Annotated in this window: 22 protein-coding genes; 11 read left to right on the top strand and 11 right to left on the bottom strand. The window is 51.5% G+C overall.

Features of this window, described 5'->3' with window-relative positions; genetic code table 11:
• Nucleotides 1-87 precede the first annotated feature (87 nt).
• Nucleotides 88-534 (bottom strand): hypothetical protein, encoded by a 447-nt coding sequence (locus tag O3S68_RS09630; protein ID WP_269231387.1) that lies wholly within the window; start codon nucleotides 532-534, stop codon nucleotides 88-90.
• A gap of 12 nt (nucleotides 535-546) precedes the next feature.
• Nucleotides 547-1,581: a trypsin-like serine peptidase gene (locus O3S68_RS09625; protein ID WP_269231386.1), complete on the bottom strand. Its 1,035-nt coding sequence runs from the start codon at nucleotides 1,579-1,581 to the stop codon at nucleotides 547-549.
• Between the two features lie 202 nt (nucleotides 1,582-1,783).
• Here O3S68_RS09625 and O3S68_RS09620 point away from each other — a divergent pair, with 202 nt between their 5' ends.
• Nucleotides 1,784-2,752 (top strand): alpha/beta hydrolase, encoded by a 969-nt coding sequence (locus O3S68_RS09620; RefSeq protein ID WP_269231385.1) that lies wholly within the window; start codon nucleotides 1,784-1,786, stop codon nucleotides 2,750-2,752.
• Nucleotides 2,753-2,781: 29 nt separating this feature from the next.
• Here the strand turns inward: O3S68_RS09620 and O3S68_RS09615 are convergent, their stop codons facing one another.
• Entirely contained in the window at nucleotides 2,782-3,039 is a 258-nt protein-coding gene (locus tag O3S68_RS09615) for a hypothetical protein (protein WP_020457163.1), read from the bottom strand.
• 206 nt (nucleotides 3,040-3,245) lie between these two features.
• On the opposite strand from O3S68_RS09615, the gene O3S68_RS09610 reads away from it, so the two are divergent.
• Complete coding sequence (locus O3S68_RS09610) at nucleotides 3,246-3,719, top strand: GNAT family N-acetyltransferase (RefSeq protein ID WP_045506505.1); 474 nt, start codon at nucleotides 3,246-3,248, stop codon at nucleotides 3,717-3,719.
• A gap of 117 nt (nucleotides 3,720-3,836) precedes the next feature.
• On the top strand, nucleotides 3,837-4,106 hold the full coding sequence (locus O3S68_RS09605) for a hypothetical protein (protein WP_160270875.1): 270 nt from the start codon (nucleotides 3,837-3,839) through the stop codon (nucleotides 4,104-4,106).
• 10 nt (nucleotides 4,107-4,116) lie between these two features.
• Here O3S68_RS09605 and O3S68_RS09600 read toward each other — a convergent pair whose 3' ends face one another.
• From O3S68_RS09600 to O3S68_RS09590, 3 genes are read right to left on the bottom strand one after another with little or no spacing between them, the layout of a single operon-like run.
• A complete protein-coding gene (locus tag O3S68_RS09600; protein ID WP_269231384.1) occupies nucleotides 4,117-4,554 on the bottom strand; it encodes an NUDIX hydrolase in 438 nt (145 codons plus the stop codon).
• On the bottom strand, nucleotides 4,535-4,915 hold the full coding sequence (locus O3S68_RS09595) for an SH3 domain-containing protein (RefSeq protein ID WP_269231383.1): 381 nt from the start codon (nucleotides 4,913-4,915) through the stop codon (nucleotides 4,535-4,537). Before O3S68_RS09595 ends, O3S68_RS09600 begins: the two co-directional genes overlap by 20 nt.
• A gap of 4 nt (nucleotides 4,916-4,919) precedes the next feature.
• Nucleotides 4,920-5,543: a glutathione S-transferase family protein gene (locus O3S68_RS09590; RefSeq protein ID WP_044489818.1), complete on the bottom strand. Its 624-nt coding sequence runs from the start codon at nucleotides 5,541-5,543 to the stop codon at nucleotides 4,920-4,922.
• 431 nt (nucleotides 5,544-5,974) lie between these two features.
• Here O3S68_RS09590 and O3S68_RS09585 point away from each other — a divergent pair, with 431 nt between their 5' ends.
• The 3 genes from O3S68_RS09585 (at nucleotide 5,975) to O3S68_RS09575 (ending at nucleotide 8,501) form a co-directional block, all read left to right on the top strand.
• Entirely contained in the window at nucleotides 5,975-6,358 is a 384-nt protein-coding gene (locus O3S68_RS09585) for a biofilm formation regulator BssR (protein ID WP_017456065.1), read from the top strand.
• Nucleotides 6,359-6,535: 177 nt separating this feature from the next.
• Complete coding sequence (locus tag O3S68_RS09580) at nucleotides 6,536-7,642, top strand: PQQ-dependent sugar dehydrogenase (RefSeq protein WP_269231382.1); 1,107 nt, start codon at nucleotides 6,536-6,538, stop codon at nucleotides 7,640-7,642.
• Between the two features lie 247 nt (nucleotides 7,643-7,889).
• Complete coding sequence (locus O3S68_RS09575; RefSeq protein ID WP_045506523.1) at nucleotides 7,890-8,501, top strand: protein phosphatase CheZ; 612 nt, start codon at nucleotides 7,890-7,892, stop codon at nucleotides 8,499-8,501.
• 289 nt (nucleotides 8,502-8,790) lie between these two features.
• Here the strand turns inward: O3S68_RS09575 and O3S68_RS09570 are convergent, their stop codons facing one another.
• Nucleotides 8,791-9,696 carry a flagellin N-terminal helical domain-containing protein gene (locus tag O3S68_RS09570; protein WP_020457171.1) on the bottom strand — a complete coding sequence of 302 codons (906 nt, stop codon included), beginning with the start codon at nucleotides 9,694-9,696 and terminating at the stop codon, nucleotides 8,791-8,793.
• Between the two features lie 753 nt (nucleotides 9,697-10,449).
• Here O3S68_RS09570 and O3S68_RS09565 point away from each other — a divergent pair.
• From O3S68_RS09565 to O3S68_RS09555, 3 genes are all read left to right on the top strand, one after another.
• Nucleotides 10,450-11,340 (top strand): LysR substrate-binding domain-containing protein, encoded by an 891-nt coding sequence (locus O3S68_RS09565; protein ID WP_020457172.1) that lies wholly within the window; start codon nucleotides 10,450-10,452, stop codon nucleotides 11,338-11,340.
• A 215-nt stretch (nucleotides 11,341-11,555) separates the two neighbouring features.
• Complete coding sequence (locus O3S68_RS09560) at nucleotides 11,556-11,909, top strand: hypothetical protein (RefSeq protein WP_269231381.1); 354 nt, start codon at nucleotides 11,556-11,558, stop codon at nucleotides 11,907-11,909.
• A gap of 52 nt (nucleotides 11,910-11,961) precedes the next feature.
• Complete coding sequence (locus O3S68_RS09555) at nucleotides 11,962-12,423, top strand: hypothetical protein (RefSeq protein WP_233500361.1); 462 nt, start codon at nucleotides 11,962-11,964, stop codon at nucleotides 12,421-12,423.
• Nucleotides 12,424-12,540: 117 nt separating this feature from the next.
• Here the strand turns inward: O3S68_RS09555 and O3S68_RS09550 are convergent, their stop codons facing one another.
• Entirely contained in the window at nucleotides 12,541-13,170 is a 630-nt protein-coding gene (locus O3S68_RS09550; RefSeq protein WP_269231380.1) for a glutathione S-transferase family protein, read from the bottom strand.
• A gap of 336 nt (nucleotides 13,171-13,506) precedes the next feature.
• Here O3S68_RS09550 and dacC point away from each other — a divergent pair, with 336 nt between their 5' ends.
• The gene (gene dacC, locus O3S68_RS09545; RefSeq protein WP_020457176.1) at nucleotides 13,507-14,709 is read left to right on the top strand and encodes a serine-type D-Ala-D-Ala carboxypeptidase; all 1,203 of its coding nucleotides are present in this window, start codon (nucleotides 13,507-13,509) and stop codon (nucleotides 14,707-14,709) included.
• Between the two features lie 31 nt (nucleotides 14,710-14,740).
• Here dacC and deoR read toward each other — a convergent pair whose 3' ends face one another.
• Together deoR and ybjG are read right to left on the bottom strand one after the other, a co-directional pair.
• Nucleotides 14,741-15,499, bottom strand: a complete 759-nt coding sequence (gene deoR / locus O3S68_RS09540; protein ID WP_269231379.1) for a DNA-binding transcriptional repressor DeoR — start codon at nucleotides 15,497-15,499, stop codon at nucleotides 14,741-14,743.
• A gap of 65 nt (nucleotides 15,500-15,564) precedes the next feature.
• On the bottom strand, nucleotides 15,565-16,173 hold the full coding sequence (gene ybjG, locus O3S68_RS09535) for an undecaprenyl-diphosphate phosphatase (protein WP_017456076.1): 609 nt from the start codon (nucleotides 16,171-16,173) through the stop codon (nucleotides 15,565-15,567).
• A gap of 274 nt (nucleotides 16,174-16,447) precedes the next feature.
• On the opposite strand from ybjG, the gene O3S68_RS09530 reads away from it, so the two are divergent.
• Entirely contained in the window at nucleotides 16,448-17,680 is a 1,233-nt protein-coding gene (locus tag O3S68_RS09530) for an MFS transporter (protein ID WP_269231378.1), read from the top strand.
• 31 nt (nucleotides 17,681-17,711) lie between these two features.
• Here the strand turns inward: O3S68_RS09530 and O3S68_RS09525 are convergent, their stop codons facing one another.
• Nucleotides 17,712-18,914 carry an MFS transporter gene (locus tag O3S68_RS09525; protein WP_269231377.1) on the bottom strand — a complete coding sequence of 401 codons (1,203 nt, stop codon included), beginning with the start codon at nucleotides 18,912-18,914 and terminating at the stop codon, nucleotides 17,712-17,714.
• Nucleotides 18,915-18,990: the final 76 nt, after the last annotated feature.

The raw sequence follows: 18,990 nt of genomic DNA, 5'->3' as shown, positions 1-18,990 counted from the left end.
GTAAAAAAGAGAATACGGAACAAACGATAATCGCTCTTCGCTATGCTGGATTTTAATTTGCATAGCAAAACCGAGAACGCTGGTTAATTACCCGGCCAGAAGTGGCGTATTGTAATATTGATAGGGTAATCCGGGTGTTGTCAGATTATTTTTTCCTGTGCCGCCGAACTGACCATAAACCAGCGTTAAACATTGCGCGTTAGAAATTAGCGTGGTTTTACTCGGATAAATATAGGCATTTAACGGGTAGGGCTTCGCCATATTGCTGCCAACTTTTGATATAAGCGAAAAACCATATTTAAGGGTTTCACTCAGGATCGGCGTAGCCACCGCTAATAATAGCGCGGCGGCTTCAGGAGAACCTCTGTCCTCATCTAACGCCGCAGGGCAGGGATCTCCCGATATAAACGCGCGCATCTCTTCAATTCCGCCCTCTTTTATTGTTTGCGGGTTATAGCTGACGGTGTTTGTATGCTCACTTGTACACCCTGCCAGAAGGGTGCTGATCAATAAGAGTGTTTTTTTGCCAGGCATACGGGTCACCTCTTAAAAGGGCAGTTTTGATTTCGGTACAGCGTAATTAGCCAGTAATTTTTCGATATTTAATTTGCACATGTTTTTACTGAGAGTTTGTTCCGATGAAATATGGATGCCACTTATAACCACGCTATTTTCCGTTTTGCTTTTCGTCACATTAACGATGGGCGCACCGGAAAAGCCCTGAAGCACCGTACACAAATGAATAAGACAGTTATCGTTGATATAAACCACTTTGCAGCTTTTGTTTTGTTGGTTATCGGTTGCTGCCATATTAGATGCCTGATAATTGTCGGGGATCTTTTCAGGGGAAGAAATAGCAACGCCCGGTATCCATAATTCATCATTAACGTCGGCTTGTTGCCACTGAACAGGAGGCGAGGCAATATTTACTTTATCAACCGTTAAAACAGCATAATCACAATAGCTGCCCTCGGTTTGAAAACACACTTTGCCATTCTGTTTACTGACTTTTCTCGATTCGCCGTTACTAAAATAAGCCGTATCAACATTACAATGCGCCGCGGTGACAACGGTGGTGTTATTGATTAAAAAGCCGCTGCACGCTTCTAATGACGAACGCAGATAAACAACCGAAGGAATAAATTTAGCGGCATAGGGAAATGTCTCAACGTTATTCTTTTCCAGCTTTTTTTGACAGCGGCTGATAACCGACTGCGCCGATTCTTTATCACCATAGGTACGATAATAATTCACCGTCGCCGAATTACAGTCAGGCGTATTTTCCGCAATGCTGCCTGGCGGTAAATGCAGTTTCTCCATGACGATTTTGTTGTCTTCGTTACGCGTGGGGTATTGGTTGATACCCTCCTGCTGCATGTTGCGGATGGTCAGTTTGAACAGCGTTGATTCATGTTCCGCTGATTTTATTCCCTTATCAAACGGGTGCTTTTTCAGTAAATCATCGGTCTGGAGTTGCTCGATATTTAACCCGTCATTGCTGACGATGGCAGTCTCACGCGCGCCCACCTGATTGATAATGCTACATAACATGAGCAACAGAAGTGGGAGTATCGCTCGCATGGTAACGATCCAGAAGGCAGGAGTATGACTGAATTATCAGACGCTGCGGTGCAAAGTTTTCTCATACGAAAGTATGATTTTTGTTTCCAGATAAGAAGCCTGTTGCCGTTATCAGGCGAGACCGCAACAACGGCCCTTATGGTTGCAATTAATAATGATTCGCATTAACTTCGTTGTGAATTTCTTGTACCAGGGAAGGATAATGTTCACGCGTTCATTTAAAAATGGCTTCATATTCCTGCGGGTTAGCTCGTTTAACGCAGGCGGTTTTTCGAGCCCAGGCGCAGTAATTCGCCAGTTGGCGGCACTCCTGCTGATGCTCTGCGCGGCGAACAGTTATGCCCGCCCGGACATGACGCCGTTGGGGCCGAATATCGCCGATAAAGGTTCTGCGTTTTATCATTTCACTGTTAATACTTTTGATTCCGCCGACGGCAAGCGCCATTACAAAGTGTGGACCGCCATCCCGAATAAAAAGCCGCCCGCCAGTGGTTATCCGGTGCTCTATCTGCTGGACGGCAACGCGGTGATGGACCGGTTATCCGATGAGCTGTTGCAAAAACTGTCGCAGCGCGATCCGCCCGTGCTGGTGGCGATTGGCTATCAGACCGATCTGCCGTTTGAGTTAACCGCCAGAGCGTATGACTACACGCCCGCAACGCAAAGTAGCCCGCAGAATCTGCGCGGCAGAACCGGTGGTGGTAGCGCGGTTTTCCGCAGGTTACTGGAGCAGACCATTGCCCCACAGGCTGAAAAAGATCTCGCTATCGACCCGCAAAAGCGGGCGCTGTGGGGGCACTCTTACGGGGGACTGTTCGTGCTGGAGAGCTTTCTGTCGTCCGATTTCTTTCACACGTTCTACTCAGCCGTCCCTTCGCTGGATCGTAATAACGCTGCACTACTGAGCGCACTTGAGCGTGTCAACACAGCGCAGAGCCGCCAGAAATCAGTGTGGTTTATGGAAGGCGACGGCGACAGAAAAACGCAGGACGAAAACGCCACCTCGGACGTGTTAGCTGCCCTAAGCCAGACGGTTTCATGCCTGCGTAGCAGAGGCATACCGGCGACTTACCGGCTTTATCCCGGCCTGACGCACGGCGCGATGTTTGCCGCCTCGATGCACTCGGCGCTGTTGCATGTGTCCGGTGAGACGCTTTCTGAAGCAGAGTAAAAAAGGCCGCGAATGCGGCCTTCAGCGGTTTAGCTCAATGCATAAATCGCGTCGAAAATGGTGGCGGGAATACACCAGTCTTTGGTGAACTCTTCGAGCGCTTCCAGGTTCTCTTTGAAATGCGCCAGCATGATATCAATTGCCTGCGCTTCGTCTTCCGCCTGGGTTTCAAACGGCATTTTGTGAAAGCCATCAGCTTTAAGCTGCCGCACTTCTTCGGCGGACAAGGTTTTTTTCTCATAGACATTCACGGCAATGTCACTGGAGTAGAACACATAGGTTTTCATGACATCTTCCTTGTAAATGAAGCGGTTGGTGGCAGCTATGTTATCGGCATCGGGCAACGTTCGTTTACCCCTGCACGATATAAATTATTACTATGCGCTTCGCTTGCCCGGTAAAAAAGCCCCTGGTTTTCGTCTTTTCTCGCGCTCACCGGTGCGCAAAATTCATGCTAATTTGAACGTTTTCCTCACGTGATAAAGGCAGGGTTATGGCAAGTTTCGACGTTCAGGAATGGCGCAAAGAGAATTACCTGGTAACAACCGACGCCGAAAAGCAGGATATTGCAGCGATCCACCGTTATCTGACGCGATCAACATGGGCGGTGGGGATTGACCGGGAAACGGTGGCGATCTCCGTGCAAAATAGCCTTAATTTCGGTCTGTTTCATGGTGATGCGCAGATAGGTTTTGCCCGGTTAGTGACCGATTATGCCACCTTCGCCTACCTGTGTGATGTGTATGTGCTGGAAGCGTATCAGGGGCAAAAACTGGGAAAATGGTTAATCGCCTGCTGCCATGCGCATCCTGTTTTTGAAAAATTGCGCCGGATTGTTCTCTTTACTTCCACCGCGCCCTGGCTGTACGCGCAGGCGGGTTATGAACCTGTTAACCGGCCCGATTACACGTGGACGATTGCCCGTCCGGATATCTACAAGAGCAGGAATAACCCGACTAAAGAGTAGCGCGCCTGCACCATCGCGGTAAAAGTGGACAATGCGGTTAATGCCGCGTTGCCATTGCTATGCCGTTCCCGCGCTGGTAAAAACGGCCGGTTTACTAACACCGGAAAGGGAAAAACGATGCGCAGGACAATCATTAAGATTCTGGCGGGGCTGCTGTATGTGGTGCTCGCCTTTTTTATTAGCGCTGTCATCAAGCCCGTTAACCAGTTTTGGCAATGGTCATCGGACTGGCTGTTTGATCTGCTCTGGCGACACCACATGATTACCGATACCTACGAATGGGGGATGGATCCACCAGGCACCATAATGCTGGTGATCATTGTGCTGGTTATCGCCTGGCTTTTAGCCCGCAGCGTTAAAGTGCTACGGGCTAAAATCGGGCGCTGAGTGCCGCGTTTTACCATCCGTATTCTGAATAAGGTTGCCCGGCGGCGATCTGCGCAATCGCCTGTTTGACATAGCCAATCGTGTTTTCAGGTAAATCGTCAATGGCGTACCAGCATAAATCGCCATGTTTCTCCGGCTCGGCGACAAACGGCTCGCCCTGCCAGCGTGTGCAACTGAAAAAGTGGCCCATCCACGAGCGATTCTCTGTCCAGACGTGCAGCGTATGCGCCAGCTGAAGATCATCCGGTGCGATGACCACGCCCGTCTCCTCATTGGCTTCCCGTGCCGCTGCTGCCCCCAGCGTTTCGTACTGCTCCAGACCACCGGCGGGTAGGCTATAGCAACCGTCCATCCAGCCTGTTCCGGTGCGTTTAAGCATGCAAATCTGCTTCTCTTTTCGCAGCAATACAAATACCGCAACCGACAGGTTATAGCGCTCTCTTGTCATTTTCTTCCCTCTGTTTATCCTTCAGCCTGATATGCTCCTGCGGCACCCAACCCTGTTCTCCATCCGCTTTTTGCGCGTAGTACCAACCATTAAGCGCCTTGATAAGCGTGAGCGTTTCCCCGACACGTACGGTGAGTTCATGGGCGCAATAGTCATCAAGCGCTGTTCCTTCACATGCGCTCAGCGGCGCGAAAAGCTGCTGCGGCGCCCAACCACTTTTTCCTGAAGCTAACGTCACCCACACCCAGCAGCGCCACTGCAAATCGCAATGACTTATCAGCACGCGTTCGCCTTTGCCGACCGCAATCGGATCGGGATACGCCGACGTGTAATCGCGGATAACTTTCGCCTGGGATGGCATCGCTTTACACCATGCCATTATTGCCGTGGCGCAGAAATGCCGGGCGCTGGTTTAACCGCGCGAACCACGCGTCAATGGCAGGAACCGGCGGGTGGTCGAATGGCGTCATCTTCCAGCGGTTGACCGACAGCCCCAGCACCACATCCGCCAGCGTAAAGGTGTCACCTGCGGCGAATGCTCCGGTGCGCTGCAATTGCTGCTCCAGAATGCCGATGCAGTGATTCCACTCTTTGATGCCTGCTGCGATGGCTTTCGGGTCGTTAAAGTCCGGGTTCTTGCGTGCCAGCGCCGGGAAGACATAACGCCAGGCGTTGTTGAACTCGGTGGCCTGCCAGTCCATCCAGTGTTCAACGTTGGCGCAGGCTTGCGGCTCACTGGGAAGCAAATCCTCACGCCCGGCTTTACGCACCAGATAACGGCAAATCGAGTTGGATTCCCACAATACAAAACCGTCGTCTATCAGTACCGGCACCATCGCGTTAGGGTTCATGGCGCGGAATTCATCCGTTTCGGTGGAGGCAAAACCGCTGCCGTAATCTTCCTGCACATAATCCAGCCCGGCTTCTTCACAGGTCCAGAGTACTTTTCGCACATTGATCGATGTCGTTTTGCCAAGAATTTTAAGCATGTTGCAGGTGTCCATTCGTGTAATTAATCGTTTAAAAACAATACACCAGACAAATGCTTTCTGACCACCTGCAGATGCGTGCCAGCACGTCACGGTCACTCATGACATTAGCGGACGGCAAACACCCGGGATAAAGCGTAATGCATGGCGACAGACGCGTAAGGGTGAGAACAGTCGTGCGGGGGCGTGATGGGGTCAGTCTGGCTCAGTGAGCGGCGGGTGAGATTGAGCGAGTTAACTGATTCATTTGTGAAAATTATGGATTGCTGGAGGCTCGGGACATCACCGATCACGGTGGTTGGCTGGCGTGGCTTACTTTAAGTGAAATGTAAAGGTCCGGCAGATAAAATTAAATATTGACCGGACGCATGCTTTTGTTCAAAAAGCGACCATACTATGATCCTACACTGGCTGACAAGGGGGGAAGATGTATGACCGTTGATGAACTTGCGCGTCGTCTGCTGACGAAGTTGATTGCTGCCCGAAGTGACCTTGCGGCCTATATCCAGATGCGAAAAGCGAAAGGGTATATGTCGGTCAGCGAAAATGATCGTCTGCGTGAACGCTTCTTTGCCCTGGCGCTGGAGATCCGCGATAAAGGCGAACGGTTAAACGAAATGCCGGATCGCGACTCACGTAGTGCGATATACCGCGCCGAGGAAGCGCTCTCCTCAGCAGCTGTTTGTCTGATGAGCGGGCGACAGGATTGTCCCACCTATATTTCGGTGAATGTCGACAAGCTGGAACGTTCGCTGAATGTGCTTAATTACTGCATTCAGTATCTGAACGAGCATTCACCGCTCGAAGAAGCCTGATACCAGGGGGAGGAAACTCCCCCTTTCTGCGCCTGCCTCCTCGACGTTGCTCCGCCGGTTTTACTGCAACACCCGCGCTGCGCATGCGGTTGTGTATAGGCAGTGTAAAAGTCGCTTCTGCCCGCGCTGCGCGGTCTACCCTTTATCAGAATAAAAAACTGCATAAAGGAGCGCCGTATGCGCCAGATCCCGCTGCTTTTTCTGTTTCTCTCCCTCTCGGTGTGCGCCGCACCTGCTGCGGTGAAAGTCGATGTATTGCAAACCAAACTCGATCACCCCTGGGCGCTGGCGTTTCTGCCCGATAATCACGGTATGTTGATTACCCTGCGCGGCGGGCAGCTGCGTTTATGGCAACAAGATAAGGGCATTTCCGACCCGATTACTGGCGTTCCCGAAGTCTGGGCGCACGGGCAGGGGGGCTTGCTGGATGTGGCGCTGGCACCGGATTTTGCCCAGTCGCGCCGGGTGTGGCTGAGCTACGCCGAGGCCGGTCAGGATGATAAAGCCGGAACGGCGGTCGGGTATGGCCGTCTTAGCGAGGATTTTAAACGCCTCGACGATTTCCGGACGGTGTTTCGCCAGCAGCCGAAACTCTCTACCGGTAACCATTTTGGCGGTCGGCTGGTATTTGATGGTAAAGGCTATTTATGGATTGCGCTGGGCGAGAATAACCAGCGCTCGACGGCGCAGGATCTGGATAAATTACAGGGCAAACTGGTGCGGCTGACGGACCAGGGCAAGGTGCCGCAGGATAACCCGTTTGTCGGTAAAGCGGGGGCACGAGCGGAAATCTGGTCTTACGGTATTCGCAATCCGCAGGGAATGGCAATCAACCCGTGGAGTAACGCGTTGTGGCTCAACGAGCATGGCCCGCGCGGCGGCGATGAGATCAACATTCCGCAAAAGGGTAAAAATTACGGCTGGCCAATTGCCACCTGGGGTATCAACTACAGCGGGCTGAAGATCCCGGAAGCGAAAGGGGAGATTGTCGCCGGAACCGAGCAGCCGATCTTTTACTGGAAACGATCCCCGGCGGTCAGCGGTATGGCGTTTTACAACGCTGACGTTTTCCCGCAGTGGAAAAACAAACTGTTTATCGGCGCGCTGAAAGATAAAAATGTCATCGTCATGAGCGTGCAGGGTGACAAGGTGACGGAAGATGGCCGTATTCTCGGCGATCGCGGGCAGCGTATTCGCGATGTTCGCGTTGGGCCGGACGGTTATCTCTATGTTCTGACCGATGAATCCGACGGCGCGTTGTGGAAAGTCAGCCCGGCCTCCTGAAGCAGAAAGGGGATATTCCCCTTTCTTCATTACGCGTATTAGTCGTAGGTATTTTCCGTTCTGGCGTTAACAGGTAAAAGCTATATTTTATTTTCCTATAAACGTTTTCATCTAATTATTTTTAAATAAACAAATGCCGGGTTTTTTATTTTTATAGCGTTTGGTTATGTGGCTCTTTTTATTTAAGTGCCAGCAGCGATTGCCGATAACTGAATATCTTAGAGTATGCGTTAAAGGAGAGGTAATAATGCATCATCAAGGTATTTCGGGTACGTCGACGGATATTTATGAATTGATTTCCCGCATTGGTAACGTCACTCGCATGTTAAGAAGCAGCCTGCGTGAGTTAGGCCACGATATCACCATTGCTGAACTGGCTAACTCCATCCCTGACGCGCGCAGCCGTTTGCAATATGTCGTCGATCTTACGGCGCAGGCATCGGGTAAGACGCTCACCTATATCGAACTGACACAACCCCTGCAGGAGCAACTGAGCCAGCAAGCCAGCCAGCTGCTTTCGCAATGGCAGCAACATAACGAAGCCGCAAGTATTGATGAGACGATGGCGCTTGCCCGCGCCACGCATGATTGGCTGGGCTCTGTGCCGACGCGCACCGAAGCCAGCAAATCCTGGCTGCGGGAAATTATGATGGCGCAGGATTTCCCGGATACCACGGCGCGGATTATTGTGCGCATGATGGCGTTGCTGGAAAATATTGAGAAAGAATTCCTGAATGTGCTGTTAGAAAACGTACCGCGAGAAGGGCGCGCGACAATCAAGCAAGCCAGCGCTGATCCGACAGCCCCGCAGGCAGCCGAGCAAGATATTGACGAATTGCTGAATAGCCTTGGTCTGTAATTTATTTTGTTAGTGCTTCACCCTCGTTGTTGTGCTTATTGATATCCTCTAATTGTTATTTTGGTGAATGCAATTCTATTGCATTCACTTTTTTTGGCTGTTTATCTCGCATAACAAACGCACGCCTTTAAATAAAAAAATCCCGCAATGCCATCAACATATGCGGGATAAAAAAGAAAAATAAATTCGTTATGCTCAATGAAGCCCGCCCTCATGACAAAGCGGGTGTTAGTCAAGGAATGACATCGTTGAAATCCGCTCTGAAGGAGGTAAGCGGATTTCACACAACTTAACGCAGCAGGGACAGCATGGTCTGCGGAACCTGGTTAGCCTGCGCCAGTACGGAGCTGCCAGCTTGCTGCAGGATCTGCGAACGGGACATGTTAGACACTTCTGTCGCGTAGTCAGAATCCTGAATACGGCTGCGCGCTGCCGACAGGTTGTTCACGGTGTTGTTCAGGTTGGAAATGGTTGATTCAAAACGGTTCTGGGATGCACCGAGCAGGCTGCGTTCGGTATCCACGGCTTTGATGGCTTTATCCAGATCGGCCAGCGGATTACCGTCGGTGGTGCCGCCGGAGCTGACAACGCCCTGCAGCACATCAAAGCCATGCGCGTCAGTAGAACGTGCGCTGCCGTTGACGATCTGGCCTGTTGTTGCGGCCGTCGCACCGGTGGTGTTGTAGAGGTTGAACGCGTCGCTGCTGCTCACGGTAATGCTGATGGTTTCGCCATCTTTCGCGCCAACCTGGAAATTATACTGGCTGTCGCCCGAGCCGGTATTCAGCACTTTCAGGCCGTTAAAGTCAGTCTGGGTGGTAATACGGTTGATCTCTTCCATACGTTGGTTAACTTCCGCCTGGATGGAGTCGACATCGGACGCGGAGTTAGAGCCATTCTGCGCTTGTACAGTCAGGTCGCGAATACGCTGCAGGTTATTATTCACTTCGCTCAGTGCGCCTTCGGTAGTCTGCGCCAGTGAAATGCCGTCATTCGCGTTACGCACCGCAACGGAAAGACCATTAATATTTGACGTGAAACGGTTAGCAATTGCCTGACCAGCAGCATCATCTTTTGCGCTATTAATACGCAGACCGGATGACAGACGCTCAATAGACGTGCCTAAAGAAGACTGAGATTTGCTCAGGTTATTTTGGGTCATTAAAGACAACGTGTTGGTATTAATAACGGCCATTTCATTTCTCCAGAAATATAGAAGTAATCTATGAGTATTGCCCAATATCGCTGGGCGAAATGGATATCGTCCAAGGGGAATAAAACTTTAAATTTAAATGCCTAATAGTTTATTTTTATAAAAGAAGCTATTTAATATGATGATTTTATAACTAATAGTGGTTTTAAATATATTTAAATTGCCGCTGATGCATTCTATTTTAATAATGCTTATAGGCTGATTCGATCATAGTTTCGCATAGGTTAGTGAGAAATAAGAATAACCGCATTAGACTATTTTAGTATTGCTAAACTACTATTAAGTGTTGTTGAATTGTTTGTTGGAAAGAATATTTTTTGTAACTTTAATGCAGGTAAATTCGCTTTTCCTGACGCCAGGATGCTGCTAGGCTCATATTTAATCAGGTGGTTGTCTTCAACGTTATTTGTCCTGAAAGGTTAAATGTTGCCCATAATGTGGGTACTAAAAGCAAATTCTAACATTATTGCATCGTTGCATCCTATTAAGCGGTTGATGATATGAATTAACAATTAAAGTTTTGCGCCAGAATTTCGATTACTGATTAGAAAGAATATTGCGTTGTTTATATAACAAATAACTGAATAGTTGTGCCGGAGATGGCACTTAAATTAAATTTAGCACGAAAAATCACGCATCAGTCCCGGTCGTGTTTGCTGCCCTGGCTGAAACATAAAAGGCTTATATTGTGTGGTGTTTCTGTGTTTTTTGTCTGCACACGGGAGAGTTGACGTTATGAGAACGCAAGATTTGGAATACTTCGTCGCGTTGATAAAACATATGAATTTTCAAAAGGCGGCTGAGGAGTGCGATGTTTCTCAACCCACCCTGAGCATTCAAATCAAAAAACTGGAAGAGGAATTAGGCATTCCATTGCTGCATCGCAAAGGCAAAGGGTTTAGCCTGTCGCCGATCGGCTTGCATTTGTTGCCACTGATCGAAAATATTCTTCGAGAGGTGCATAACCTGCATGAGTTAGCGCAGCGGCTACGTTTTCAACCGGTTGGCGTTATCAATATTGGTGTAACCCCGACGCTTGGGTCGTATATATATGAAGACCTGTTCAGCGCGTTCAAAGAAAAATTTCCGGATAATGAGATCAAGCTCCATGAAGTCAGTGAAGATAATTTGCTGAGTATGTTAGGGAAAGGGCAATTACAGTTGGGGCTGCTGATAGGGCCGATTGCTAACGATAACTTCCTCGAGGCTCAGCTCTATGAAGAGCAATTTGTGCTGGGCGTAAACAACAGCCATCCGCTGTCGAAACAAGAAGTGATTGATCTCAGCGAGTTGAAAAAACATAAACTTATTATGACCAAATCGATGCCAGAACATCTCAATCTTGAACCTGGCAGCGAAGAGATCCTCAACCATGCACGGAGTATTTCAAACGATCTGGAAACTATCCGATATATGGTAAAAAATTCGGATAATGTCTCGTTTTTTCCAAAACTTTCAACGCTCGGTAACGATCACAATAGTATAAAATATATTAATATCAAAAATAATAATTTATCCCGTCGGGTTTTCATGATGGTGCGTGAAGGCGATATTATGAAGGAAAAATATTATAGTTTTGGCAGCGACGTTGGCGGCAGAATTAACGCAAGGCTGAATACGCTGTAATGATTTTATTGACTTAATTACGCGGTAACCACAGCCTCATGATCGCTGGCTATGAACATATGTTGAGATACAAACATTCTTTTTTTGAAAAGTGTTTGTCTCTCAGCCCTATTACTGTGTCTGTAATTTGGGATTAGTCCGTTTTATTGCACTTAATTGTCAATGAAAACGCCGGGTGTAGACGCTGGCAAATTTAATGATGTCAGAGGTGACTCATGTTTCTTAATCCAAAATATACCAACGTTCATCGTTCACTACTTGCCATTATCAAACCTGCATTGAATGAACATGCTTTTGAAAATAAAAGAACGGATGCCTGTTTTGCGCTGAAAAAATTGATGGCGCTGTATAATGAACTTCGCGTTGAACTGACGCTGCAGCCATATCCGCCAGAGTTGACCGATTTTTTATTTACCTATGAATGTGTGTTGATAACACTGGATGATTATTTACACTCCAGCTCCCCCAGAGAAATGAGTCACGCCATTAGCACCTGCTTTCAATATATAGAAACCGTCCCGGTATTGCTGCGGCGTGTTTCGGTTCAGTACCGCATGCAAGCCATGTGAAAATTAATGATTTAGCTGTAGCGGAAATCTTATATCACTTTACGAGATGGGTATGATGGATAATGTCGCCACTGAGCAGTTGGGGCTGTCGTTAGAACGGGCAAGTTTTTTAAAGAAAAGATCGCAATCATTTCTGTCGGTCGCCAGACAATCTGGCTTAGCCGGTTACGCTTTTACTCAGCGGGATGATGCGCTGAGTGATGATCATGCTGCGGTGATTTCGGGTATGGAGTTTGGCGAAGAGGTGACGCTTTTGCAGGAGACTCTGCAGAATATCGATTTTGCTATCCATAAACTCGACGCGATAAATAATGATGAAGTGGCCGAACCTGACGTGATGGCCTTTTATCAGGATGCAATCGAGCTTCTTGATGAGGCCGAAGCGCTGCTGGAAGAGTGCTGCGAAGTGGATCGTATTGACTACGCGACGGATGAGATCGAATGGGATGAAAGTAGCCTGGTTCCCTTAGAAGACGATCCACTGTTTGCGGATGGCGAGGGCGAAGAGGAATAACGTCTCTGCTGCTGGCTGCCAGACTTTATAGATTGCTGCGTGGGTGTACCGGATGGCGCCGGCGTGTTCGCTGTCAACAGCAGGCGATAACGTCAGCGCTACCGGTTAAAAACAGGTTCAGGTCACCGGGATCATTACCGCGTTTTTGAAGCCGGGACGTTCGCACAATTGCGCATACCAGCGTTGCAGGTTGGCGTGCGGTGCCCAACGTAACCCGGGGATATTGTAAAGGTTATAGATAAACGGGCCGACGGCGATGTCGCCGCAGCCAAACGCTTCCCCTGAGAGCCAGGGCTGCTTTGCCAGTACATCGTCGAGCATCGCGAACAGCCCATCCAGCGCTTTTTTGTTGGCTTCAATCGCGGCGTTGTCGCGCTGTTCCGGCGCGGTGCGCACCAGCCCCTGCAGCAGTGGGCCATGTTTTGGCGAAAGGGTGCTCAGCGCCCAGTCCATCCACTTTTCCCCTTGCGCACGCTCAGCAGGGGAGTCGACCCACAAACGGCCCTGACCGTACTGCGCCGCCAGGTAACGCACGATGGTGTTGGATTCCCACAGCACCACGTTGGTTTCATCGTCCCGTAGCAGCGGCACCAGACCATTCGGGTTCATCGCCAGATACTCAGGCTCATGGTTCACGCCGAACTCTCTGCCCGCCAGAATATGCTGGTACGGTAATTCCAGCTCTTCCAGCAGCCAGCGAACTTTTTTGACGTTAGTAGAGTTATTTCTGCCCCATAGCGTTATCATTTTTACCTCAGTGGTGTGAATGAGTGTCGGTGTGACATTCATCGTGTGCCAATCTCCGACATTCTTCAAGTTGCAGATGTGCGGGTTTTGTTACCGGTTTCTTCGTAAGCGTCGTTCCTTCGACGCCAGCGCAAGCACGGCTCAACGCGCGAGGTGCAACGCGAATGATTCAGGGGATAAATATTCAGCACAAACGGAGCGCAACACGCTGTTATTGCGTAAACTTTAAAAACTTTACCCAGTGACGGTTTTTTTCGTTTCGTTTGTGCGCTATTACTCACCGTTTGTTGCGGCACGGTGTTGTGACGTTTTTGAATGGATACTCGGGTGGCCCCTATGACGCATTTCTCTTTATCCCTTCGCAGCCTGGTTGCGGGCTCTGCGCTGTTGATGCTTTTCTCCCCTTCGTTGTATGCGGTGGAACAAACGCCGGGTGCGCCTACCGTCGATGCGAGGGCGTGGATCCTGATGGATTACGCCAGCGGTAAGGTGCTGGCAGAAGGCAACGCTGACGAGAAGCTTGATCCTGCCAGCCTCACGAAGCTGATGACTAGCTATGTAGTTGGCCAGGCGCTGAAAGCCGGAAAAATTCATCTCACTGATACAGTGACCGTCGGCAAAGACGCCTGGGCGACCGGCAACCCGGCGCTGCGTGGCTCTTCGCTGATGTTCCTGAAACCCGGCGATCAGGTTTCCGTGGCCGATCTCAACAAAGGCGTGATTATCCAGTCCGGCAACGATGCCAGTATCGCCATCGCAGATTTTGTGGCGGGAAGTCAGGACTCATTCGTCAGCCTGATGAACAGCTACGCGCAAAAACTCGGCCTGACCAATACCACCTTTAAAACGGTACATGGCCTGGATGCGCCAGGGCAGTTCAGCACCGCGCGTGATATGGCGCTGCTCGGCAAAGCACTGATTCGTGATGTGCCGGATGAGTACGCCATTCACAAAGAAAAAGAGTTCACCTTCAATAAGATCCGCCAGCCGAACCGTAACCGGTTGCTGTGGAGCACCAGCATGAACGTGGATGGCATGAAAACCGGCACCACCGATGGCGCGGGTTACAACCTGGTGGCCTCGGCGACACAAGGTGATATGCGCCTGATTTCTGTGGTGCTGGGCGCGAAAACCGACCGCATCCGTTTTAATGAGTCAGAAAAATTGCTCACCTGGGGTTTCCGTTTCTTCGACACGGTTACGCCTATCAAGCCTGACGCGACGTTTGTCAGCCAGCGCGTGTGGTTTGGCGATGAGAGCGAAGCGAAACTTGGCGCGGGCGATACAGGCTCTATCACCATTCCTAAGGGGCAATTAAATAACCTGAAAGCCAGCTACACCTTAACGCAGCCGGAACTGCAGGCACCGCTGGCTAAAGGCCAGGTGGTGGGCACCATCGATTTTCAGTTGAACGGTAAAACCATTGAGCAACGTCCGCTGGTGGTGATGGAAGCGGTGGAAGAGGCCGGTTTCATTGGCCGGATGTGGGATTTTGTGTTGCTGAAATTGCATCAGTGGTTTGGCGGCTGGTTCTCCTGATACAACCTCGACCGTGCCCAGCCGGGCACGGTCAATAGAGCAACGTCAGCTGGTGTTTTTTTGCTTCGTTCTCCAGCGCCTCGTCGGGGCGACAGTCGCTGACCAGTACATCAAAGCGGCTTAATGGCCCCATGCAGGCCGAACGCACTTTGCCGAACTTGCTGTGATCCACCACCAGAACGTGGTATTGCGCGCAGGCCATCGCCCAGTGTTTTACCGGCAACTCTTCCAGATTAAAACAGGTCGCGCCCTGCTGCGCATGCACCCCCGCCGCCGAATAAAAGGCGATATCCGGGCGCAGATTGTTCAGCGTTTCGTTGAAGTTCAACGGTTTGAAAATGGCGTTGCTGGCGTGGAACTCACCGCCGCTGAGAATGGCGCGACACTGCGGTTTTTCCTGTAATGCCAGAAAGGTGTTCAGTGAGTAACAGACGCCGGTGAAGGGCAGATCGTCCGCAATGGCTTCAATGATCCACGGCGTGGTGGTGCCGCAATCGAAAAAGGCCATCTGATGCGCTTTAAGTAGCCCGGCGGCAAGTTTTGCCGCGTGGCGCTTCTCTTCTACCAGACGATTTTTTTGGTCGCTTAACAGATAATGGCTGGCGGAGCGCGGCTCCAGGACGATGTAACCGCCCAGCAGCACGACCGGCGCGCTGTTGGCGCTGAGATCGCGGCGAATGGTCATTTCAGATACGCCAAGCAGCGTCGCCGCCTCTTTCAGGTGCAGTTTATCGCTGCGCTTGAGCGCCGCCAGCAGCTGGCCTATCCGTTCGTCGCGTCTTGTTTCCATAATTCCCCTGAATAAAAGAAAGCCCTGCATTGAGCAGGGCGTTCATATTACCTTTGCCTCAGGGCTTAGTCACGTACCCAGCCGCGGCGAATCAGCATGGCGAAACAGGCGCGATAGAGTTGTTGCACACTGTGGTAGAGCGCCGGGCCAAAGCCTTGCCAGAGGATTTGCGCCGACAAACAGCCGCCGATGCCAACCAGCAGCGCGCCGAGCATATCCAGCGGCCAGTGCACGCCAAGATAAACGCGTGACCAGGCGATGGTCAGACCGATGACCATCAACAGCGCGCCCGACCACAAACGGTGCCAGGCAAGGAAAGCGACCGCAAAGGTGAAGATCACCGTGCCGTGATCGCTCGGGAAAGAACTGTCCGGTGCATGGTGCAGGAAGTTGTAGCCCACGCGATCGGCAAAGGGGCGATCGTGGGGGAAAAAATGCCCCAGCAACGCCGAACAACAAAGACTGACCAGCATCGCCAGCGTGACTTTAATTACCAGCTGGCGCTGCGCGTTCACCTGTTCGCGTGGACCCCATAACCAGAGGCCAACGGCTAACAGCGGCACGATGCTAATCAAATCGCTGGCGGCAAAATCGGCAAACGCAATCAGCCAGCGCGGAGAGTCTGGCGTGGCGTTAATCCAGTAAAACAGGGTGTAATTCAGGCTCTCTAACATACGTTTGTTACTCTTTGATGAAATAAGCAAAATTGACGCGAAAGTGCCCACCTTAAAAGCGGCATGATTAACGGTAAAGCGGTTTTGTCTTACTCATCTGAGAGTTAGACGATTCCTGGAGTAAAGCACGGAAGGCGTATAATACGGCGGTGCACTTAAGTGAACCTTAAACGAACTGAAATGTGCTTTATTTATTGTGTGACTGAAAATTTCCTATCGCTGCAAAGCGGCTTTGATTACACTCTGCGCGATTTTTCATAGATGAAGAGATTGCATGCAAAACCATTCCTTAACGGGCCAACGTCTGGGACGACGGGCGCTACTGTTTCCCCTCTGCCTGGTGCTTTACGAATTCTCCACCTATATCGCCAACGATATGATCCAGCCCGGCATGCTGGCCGTGGTGGAGCAGTACAACGCCGGCATTGAGTGGGTTCCAACGTCAATGACCGCTTACCTCGCGGGCGGCATGTTTTTGCAGTGGCTGCTGGGGCCGCTGTCGGATCGCATTGGTCGCCGCCCGGTGATGCTGACCGGCGTGGTGTGGTTTATCGTTACTTGCCTGGCAACACTGCTGGCGCAGGACATTGAGCAATTCACGTTACTGCGCTTTTTGCAGGGCATTAGCCTGTGCTTTATTGGCGCGGTAGGTTACGCGGCGATCCAGGAATCTTTCGAAGAAGCGGTGTGCATAAAAATCACCGCGCTGATGGCAAACGTGGCGTTGATAGCGCCGCTGCTCGGTCCGCTGGTGGGCGCTGCGTGGGTGCATGCCGCGCCGTGGCAGGGAATGTTTGTCCTTTTCGCGTTGCTGGCGGCTTTCGCCTTTGTTGGCCTGCAACGGGCAATGCCGGAGACCGCCACGCGGCTGGGTGAAAAGCTCTCCTTTAAAGCCTTGTGGCGCGACTACGTCGAAGTGATGAAGAACCTGCGTTTTGTCGCCGGGGCGCTGGCGACAGGTTTTGTCAGCCTGCCTTTGCTGGCGTGGATTGCCCAGTCGCCGATTATCATCATCAGCGGCGAGCAACTGAGTAGCTATGAATACGGCTTGTTGCAGGTGCCGATTTTTGGCGCTCTGATTATCGGTAACCTGGTACTGGCGCGACTGACTTCACGGCGCACCGTGCGCGCGTTGATCATTATGGGTGGCTGGCCTATCGCGGCCGGGTTGCTGCTGGCGGCTGTTGCGACAGTTGCCTCTTCGCATGCCTATTTGTGGATGACCGCCGGGCTGAGCCTTTACGCCTTTGGTATCGGGCTGGCGAATGCCGGGCTGGTGCGTCTGACCCTGTTTGCCAGCGACATGAGTAAAGGCACCGTTTCGGCGGCAATGGGTATGTTGCAGATGTTTATTTTTACCGTCGGTATCGAAATCAGTAAACACGCCTGGCTGAGCGGCGGTAATGGCTTGTTCAGCCTCTTCAACCTGGCTAATGGTGTACTGTGGCTGGGCTTGATGGTGGTATTTCTGCGTGATAAACGAGTGGGGAATTCGCTGGAAGGATAGGGCGGCGCGCATTATCAGCGCCGCCGCGTAATCAGCAGGTTTCAGCCTGTGTTTCCGGAGCCGGTTTGGCGACCGCGCGGGCAACCACGGCGGCAATCAGCACCAGCCCCATCACCACCAGCATGGCGCTACGCAGGCCGTAGTGCTCGCCGAGAAAACCGAGCAGCGGCGGGCCAACGAGAAACGCCAGGTAGCCGGTGGTGGCGACCACGCTGACGCGGGTTGCCGCGTCCGGGCCGGTATCGCTGGCGGCGGAAATGGTCAGCGGGAAACCGAGCGAGGCACCAAGCCCCCATAAAATCACCGAGAAGCCCGCCACCCATGCACTATCAACGAAGATAATCAGCCCGATGCCCAGCGCACCCATCAACGCGCTGGCGCGCACCACTGTGACGCGGCTGTAACGGTCAATAAACCAGCCGCCGATAAATCGCCCGACGGTCATTCCAAGAGTAAAACCGGTGTAGATCAGCGAGCCGGACGTCGGGCTAAAGCCGTGCCCGTCCACCATCAATAGCGGCAGCCAGTCGTTGGCGGAACCTTCAGCGAACGCCATGGCGAGCACGACCACGCCAATCAGCAACAGTTGGGTATCACGCCAGAACGGCTGCCCTTTTTTCGCGCGCGCTTTCTCCTCGGCGGAGTCTTTGCCGGTGCCAGGCGGAATGGCGGAAATCGCCAGCATGATGGGAACAATCGCCACCAGTGCCGCCGCCAGAATGTGCCAGTTGGCCGCCAGGCCAACAGCGGTAACGCTCATACCAATGCCTGCGCCGACCAGCGTGCCGAAGCTGTAAAAACCGTGCATCATTGGCAGCACGGTTTTGCCCATTTCGCGCTCGACTTCCGCACCTTCGATGTTCATTGCCACTTCGCCCGCACCCAGGCTGCCGCCGAAAAGAGCCAGACCAACGGCAAATAACAGTGGAGACGCCAGCCACAATGCGATACTCAGCGCCACCATGCCGATGACGCTGAACGACATGCTGGCGCGGATCACTTTCCGCGCGCCAAAGCGCTTCACCAGCCAACCGGAGGAGAGAATGCCGCTCATCGAACCGACCGACAAGCCAAACAGCACCACGCCCATTTCTGCGGTGGAAACCGATAAAATATCGCGGATTGCGGGCGTTCGTGTAGCCCACGAGGCCATTAATAGCCCCGGTATAAAAAAGAAGGTAAACAGCGCCCACAAGCGATGTTGCAGGGCTTTTCGCGAAGCATTTCCAGTCATAACGTCACGGCAAAGAGGGAAAAGATAAGACAACACTAGCAAGCAAGTGTACATTTGTACATAAATGAGTGAGAGG

It is taken from the genome of Kosakonia sp. SOY2, from assembly GCF_027109175.1.
Lineage (GTDB): Bacteria > Pseudomonadota > Gammaproteobacteria > Enterobacterales > Enterobacteriaceae > Kosakonia.
This window is presented reverse-complemented; position numbering and strand designations above follow the sequence as displayed.

What these genes read in the sequence shown, in the direction of transcription:
- O3S68_RS09620 (WP_269231385.1), top strand. Translation starts at nt 1,784, where the DNA reads ATGTTCACGCGTTCATTTAAAAATGGCTTCATATTCCTGCGGGTTAGC.
- O3S68_RS09605 (WP_160270875.1), top strand. Translation starts at nt 3,837, where the DNA reads ATGCGCAGGACAATCATTAAGATTCTGGCGGGGCTGCTGTATGTGGTG.
- O3S68_RS09585 (WP_017456065.1), top strand. Translation starts at nt 5,975, where the DNA reads ATGACCGTTGATGAACTTGCGCGTCGTCTGCTGACGAAGTTGATTGCT.
- O3S68_RS09550 (WP_269231380.1), bottom strand. Translation starts at nt 13,170, where the DNA reads ATGATAACGCTATGGGGCAGAAATAACTCTACTAACGTCAAAAAAGTT.
- O3S68_RS09555 (WP_233500361.1), top strand. Translation starts at nt 11,962, where the DNA reads ATGATGGATAATGTCGCCACTGAGCAGTTGGGGCTGTCGTTAGAACGG.
- O3S68_RS09610 (WP_045506505.1), top strand. Translation starts at nt 3,246, where the DNA reads ATGGCAAGTTTCGACGTTCAGGAATGGCGCAAAGAGAATTACCTGGTA.
- O3S68_RS09575 (WP_045506523.1), top strand. Translation starts at nt 7,890, where the DNA reads ATGCATCATCAAGGTATTTCGGGTACGTCGACGGATATTTATGAATTG.
- O3S68_RS09590 (WP_044489818.1), bottom strand. Translation starts at nt 5,543, where the DNA reads ATGCTTAAAATTCTTGGCAAAACGACATCGATCAATGTGCGAAAAGTA.
- dacC (WP_020457176.1), top strand. Translation starts at nt 13,507, where the DNA reads ATGACGCATTTCTCTTTATCCCTTCGCAGCCTGGTTGCGGGCTCTGCG.
- O3S68_RS09630 (WP_269231387.1), bottom strand. Translation starts at nt 534, where the DNA reads ATGCCTGGCAAAAAAACACTCTTATTGATCAGCACCCTTCTGGCAGGG.
- O3S68_RS09570 (WP_020457171.1), bottom strand. Translation starts at nt 9,696, where the DNA reads ATGGCCGTTATTAATACCAACACGTTGTCTTTAATGACCCAAAATAAC.
- O3S68_RS09625 (WP_269231386.1), bottom strand. Translation starts at nt 1,581, where the DNA reads ATGCGAGCGATACTCCCACTTCTGTTGCTCATGTTATGTAGCATTATC.
- O3S68_RS09615 (WP_020457163.1), bottom strand. Translation starts at nt 3,039, where the DNA reads ATGAAAACCTATGTGTTCTACTCCAGTGACATTGCCGTGAATGTCTAT.
- ybjG (WP_017456076.1), bottom strand. Translation starts at nt 16,173, where the DNA reads ATGTTAGAGAGCCTGAATTACACCCTGTTTTACTGGATTAACGCCACG.
- O3S68_RS09530 (WP_269231378.1), top strand. Translation starts at nt 16,448, where the DNA reads ATGCAAAACCATTCCTTAACGGGCCAACGTCTGGGACGACGGGCGCTA.
- O3S68_RS09580 (WP_269231382.1), top strand. Translation starts at nt 6,536, where the DNA reads ATGCGCCAGATCCCGCTGCTTTTTCTGTTTCTCTCCCTCTCGGTGTGC.
- deoR (WP_269231379.1), bottom strand. Translation starts at nt 15,499, where the DNA reads ATGGAAACAAGACGCGACGAACGGATAGGCCAGCTGCTGGCGGCGCTC.
- O3S68_RS09525 (WP_269231377.1), bottom strand. Translation starts at nt 18,914, where the DNA reads ATGACTGGAAATGCTTCGCGAAAAGCCCTGCAACATCGCTTGTGGGCG.
- O3S68_RS09565 (WP_020457172.1), top strand. Translation starts at nt 10,450, where the DNA reads ATGAGAACGCAAGATTTGGAATACTTCGTCGCGTTGATAAAACATATG.
- O3S68_RS09600 (WP_269231384.1), bottom strand. Translation starts at nt 4,554, where the DNA reads ATGACAAGAGAGCGCTATAACCTGTCGGTTGCGGTATTTGTATTGCTG.
- O3S68_RS09595 (WP_269231383.1), bottom strand. Translation starts at nt 4,915, where the DNA reads ATGCCATCCCAGGCGAAAGTTATCCGCGATTACACGTCGGCGTATCCC.
- O3S68_RS09560 (WP_269231381.1), top strand. Translation starts at nt 11,556, where the DNA reads ATGTTTCTTAATCCAAAATATACCAACGTTCATCGTTCACTACTTGCC.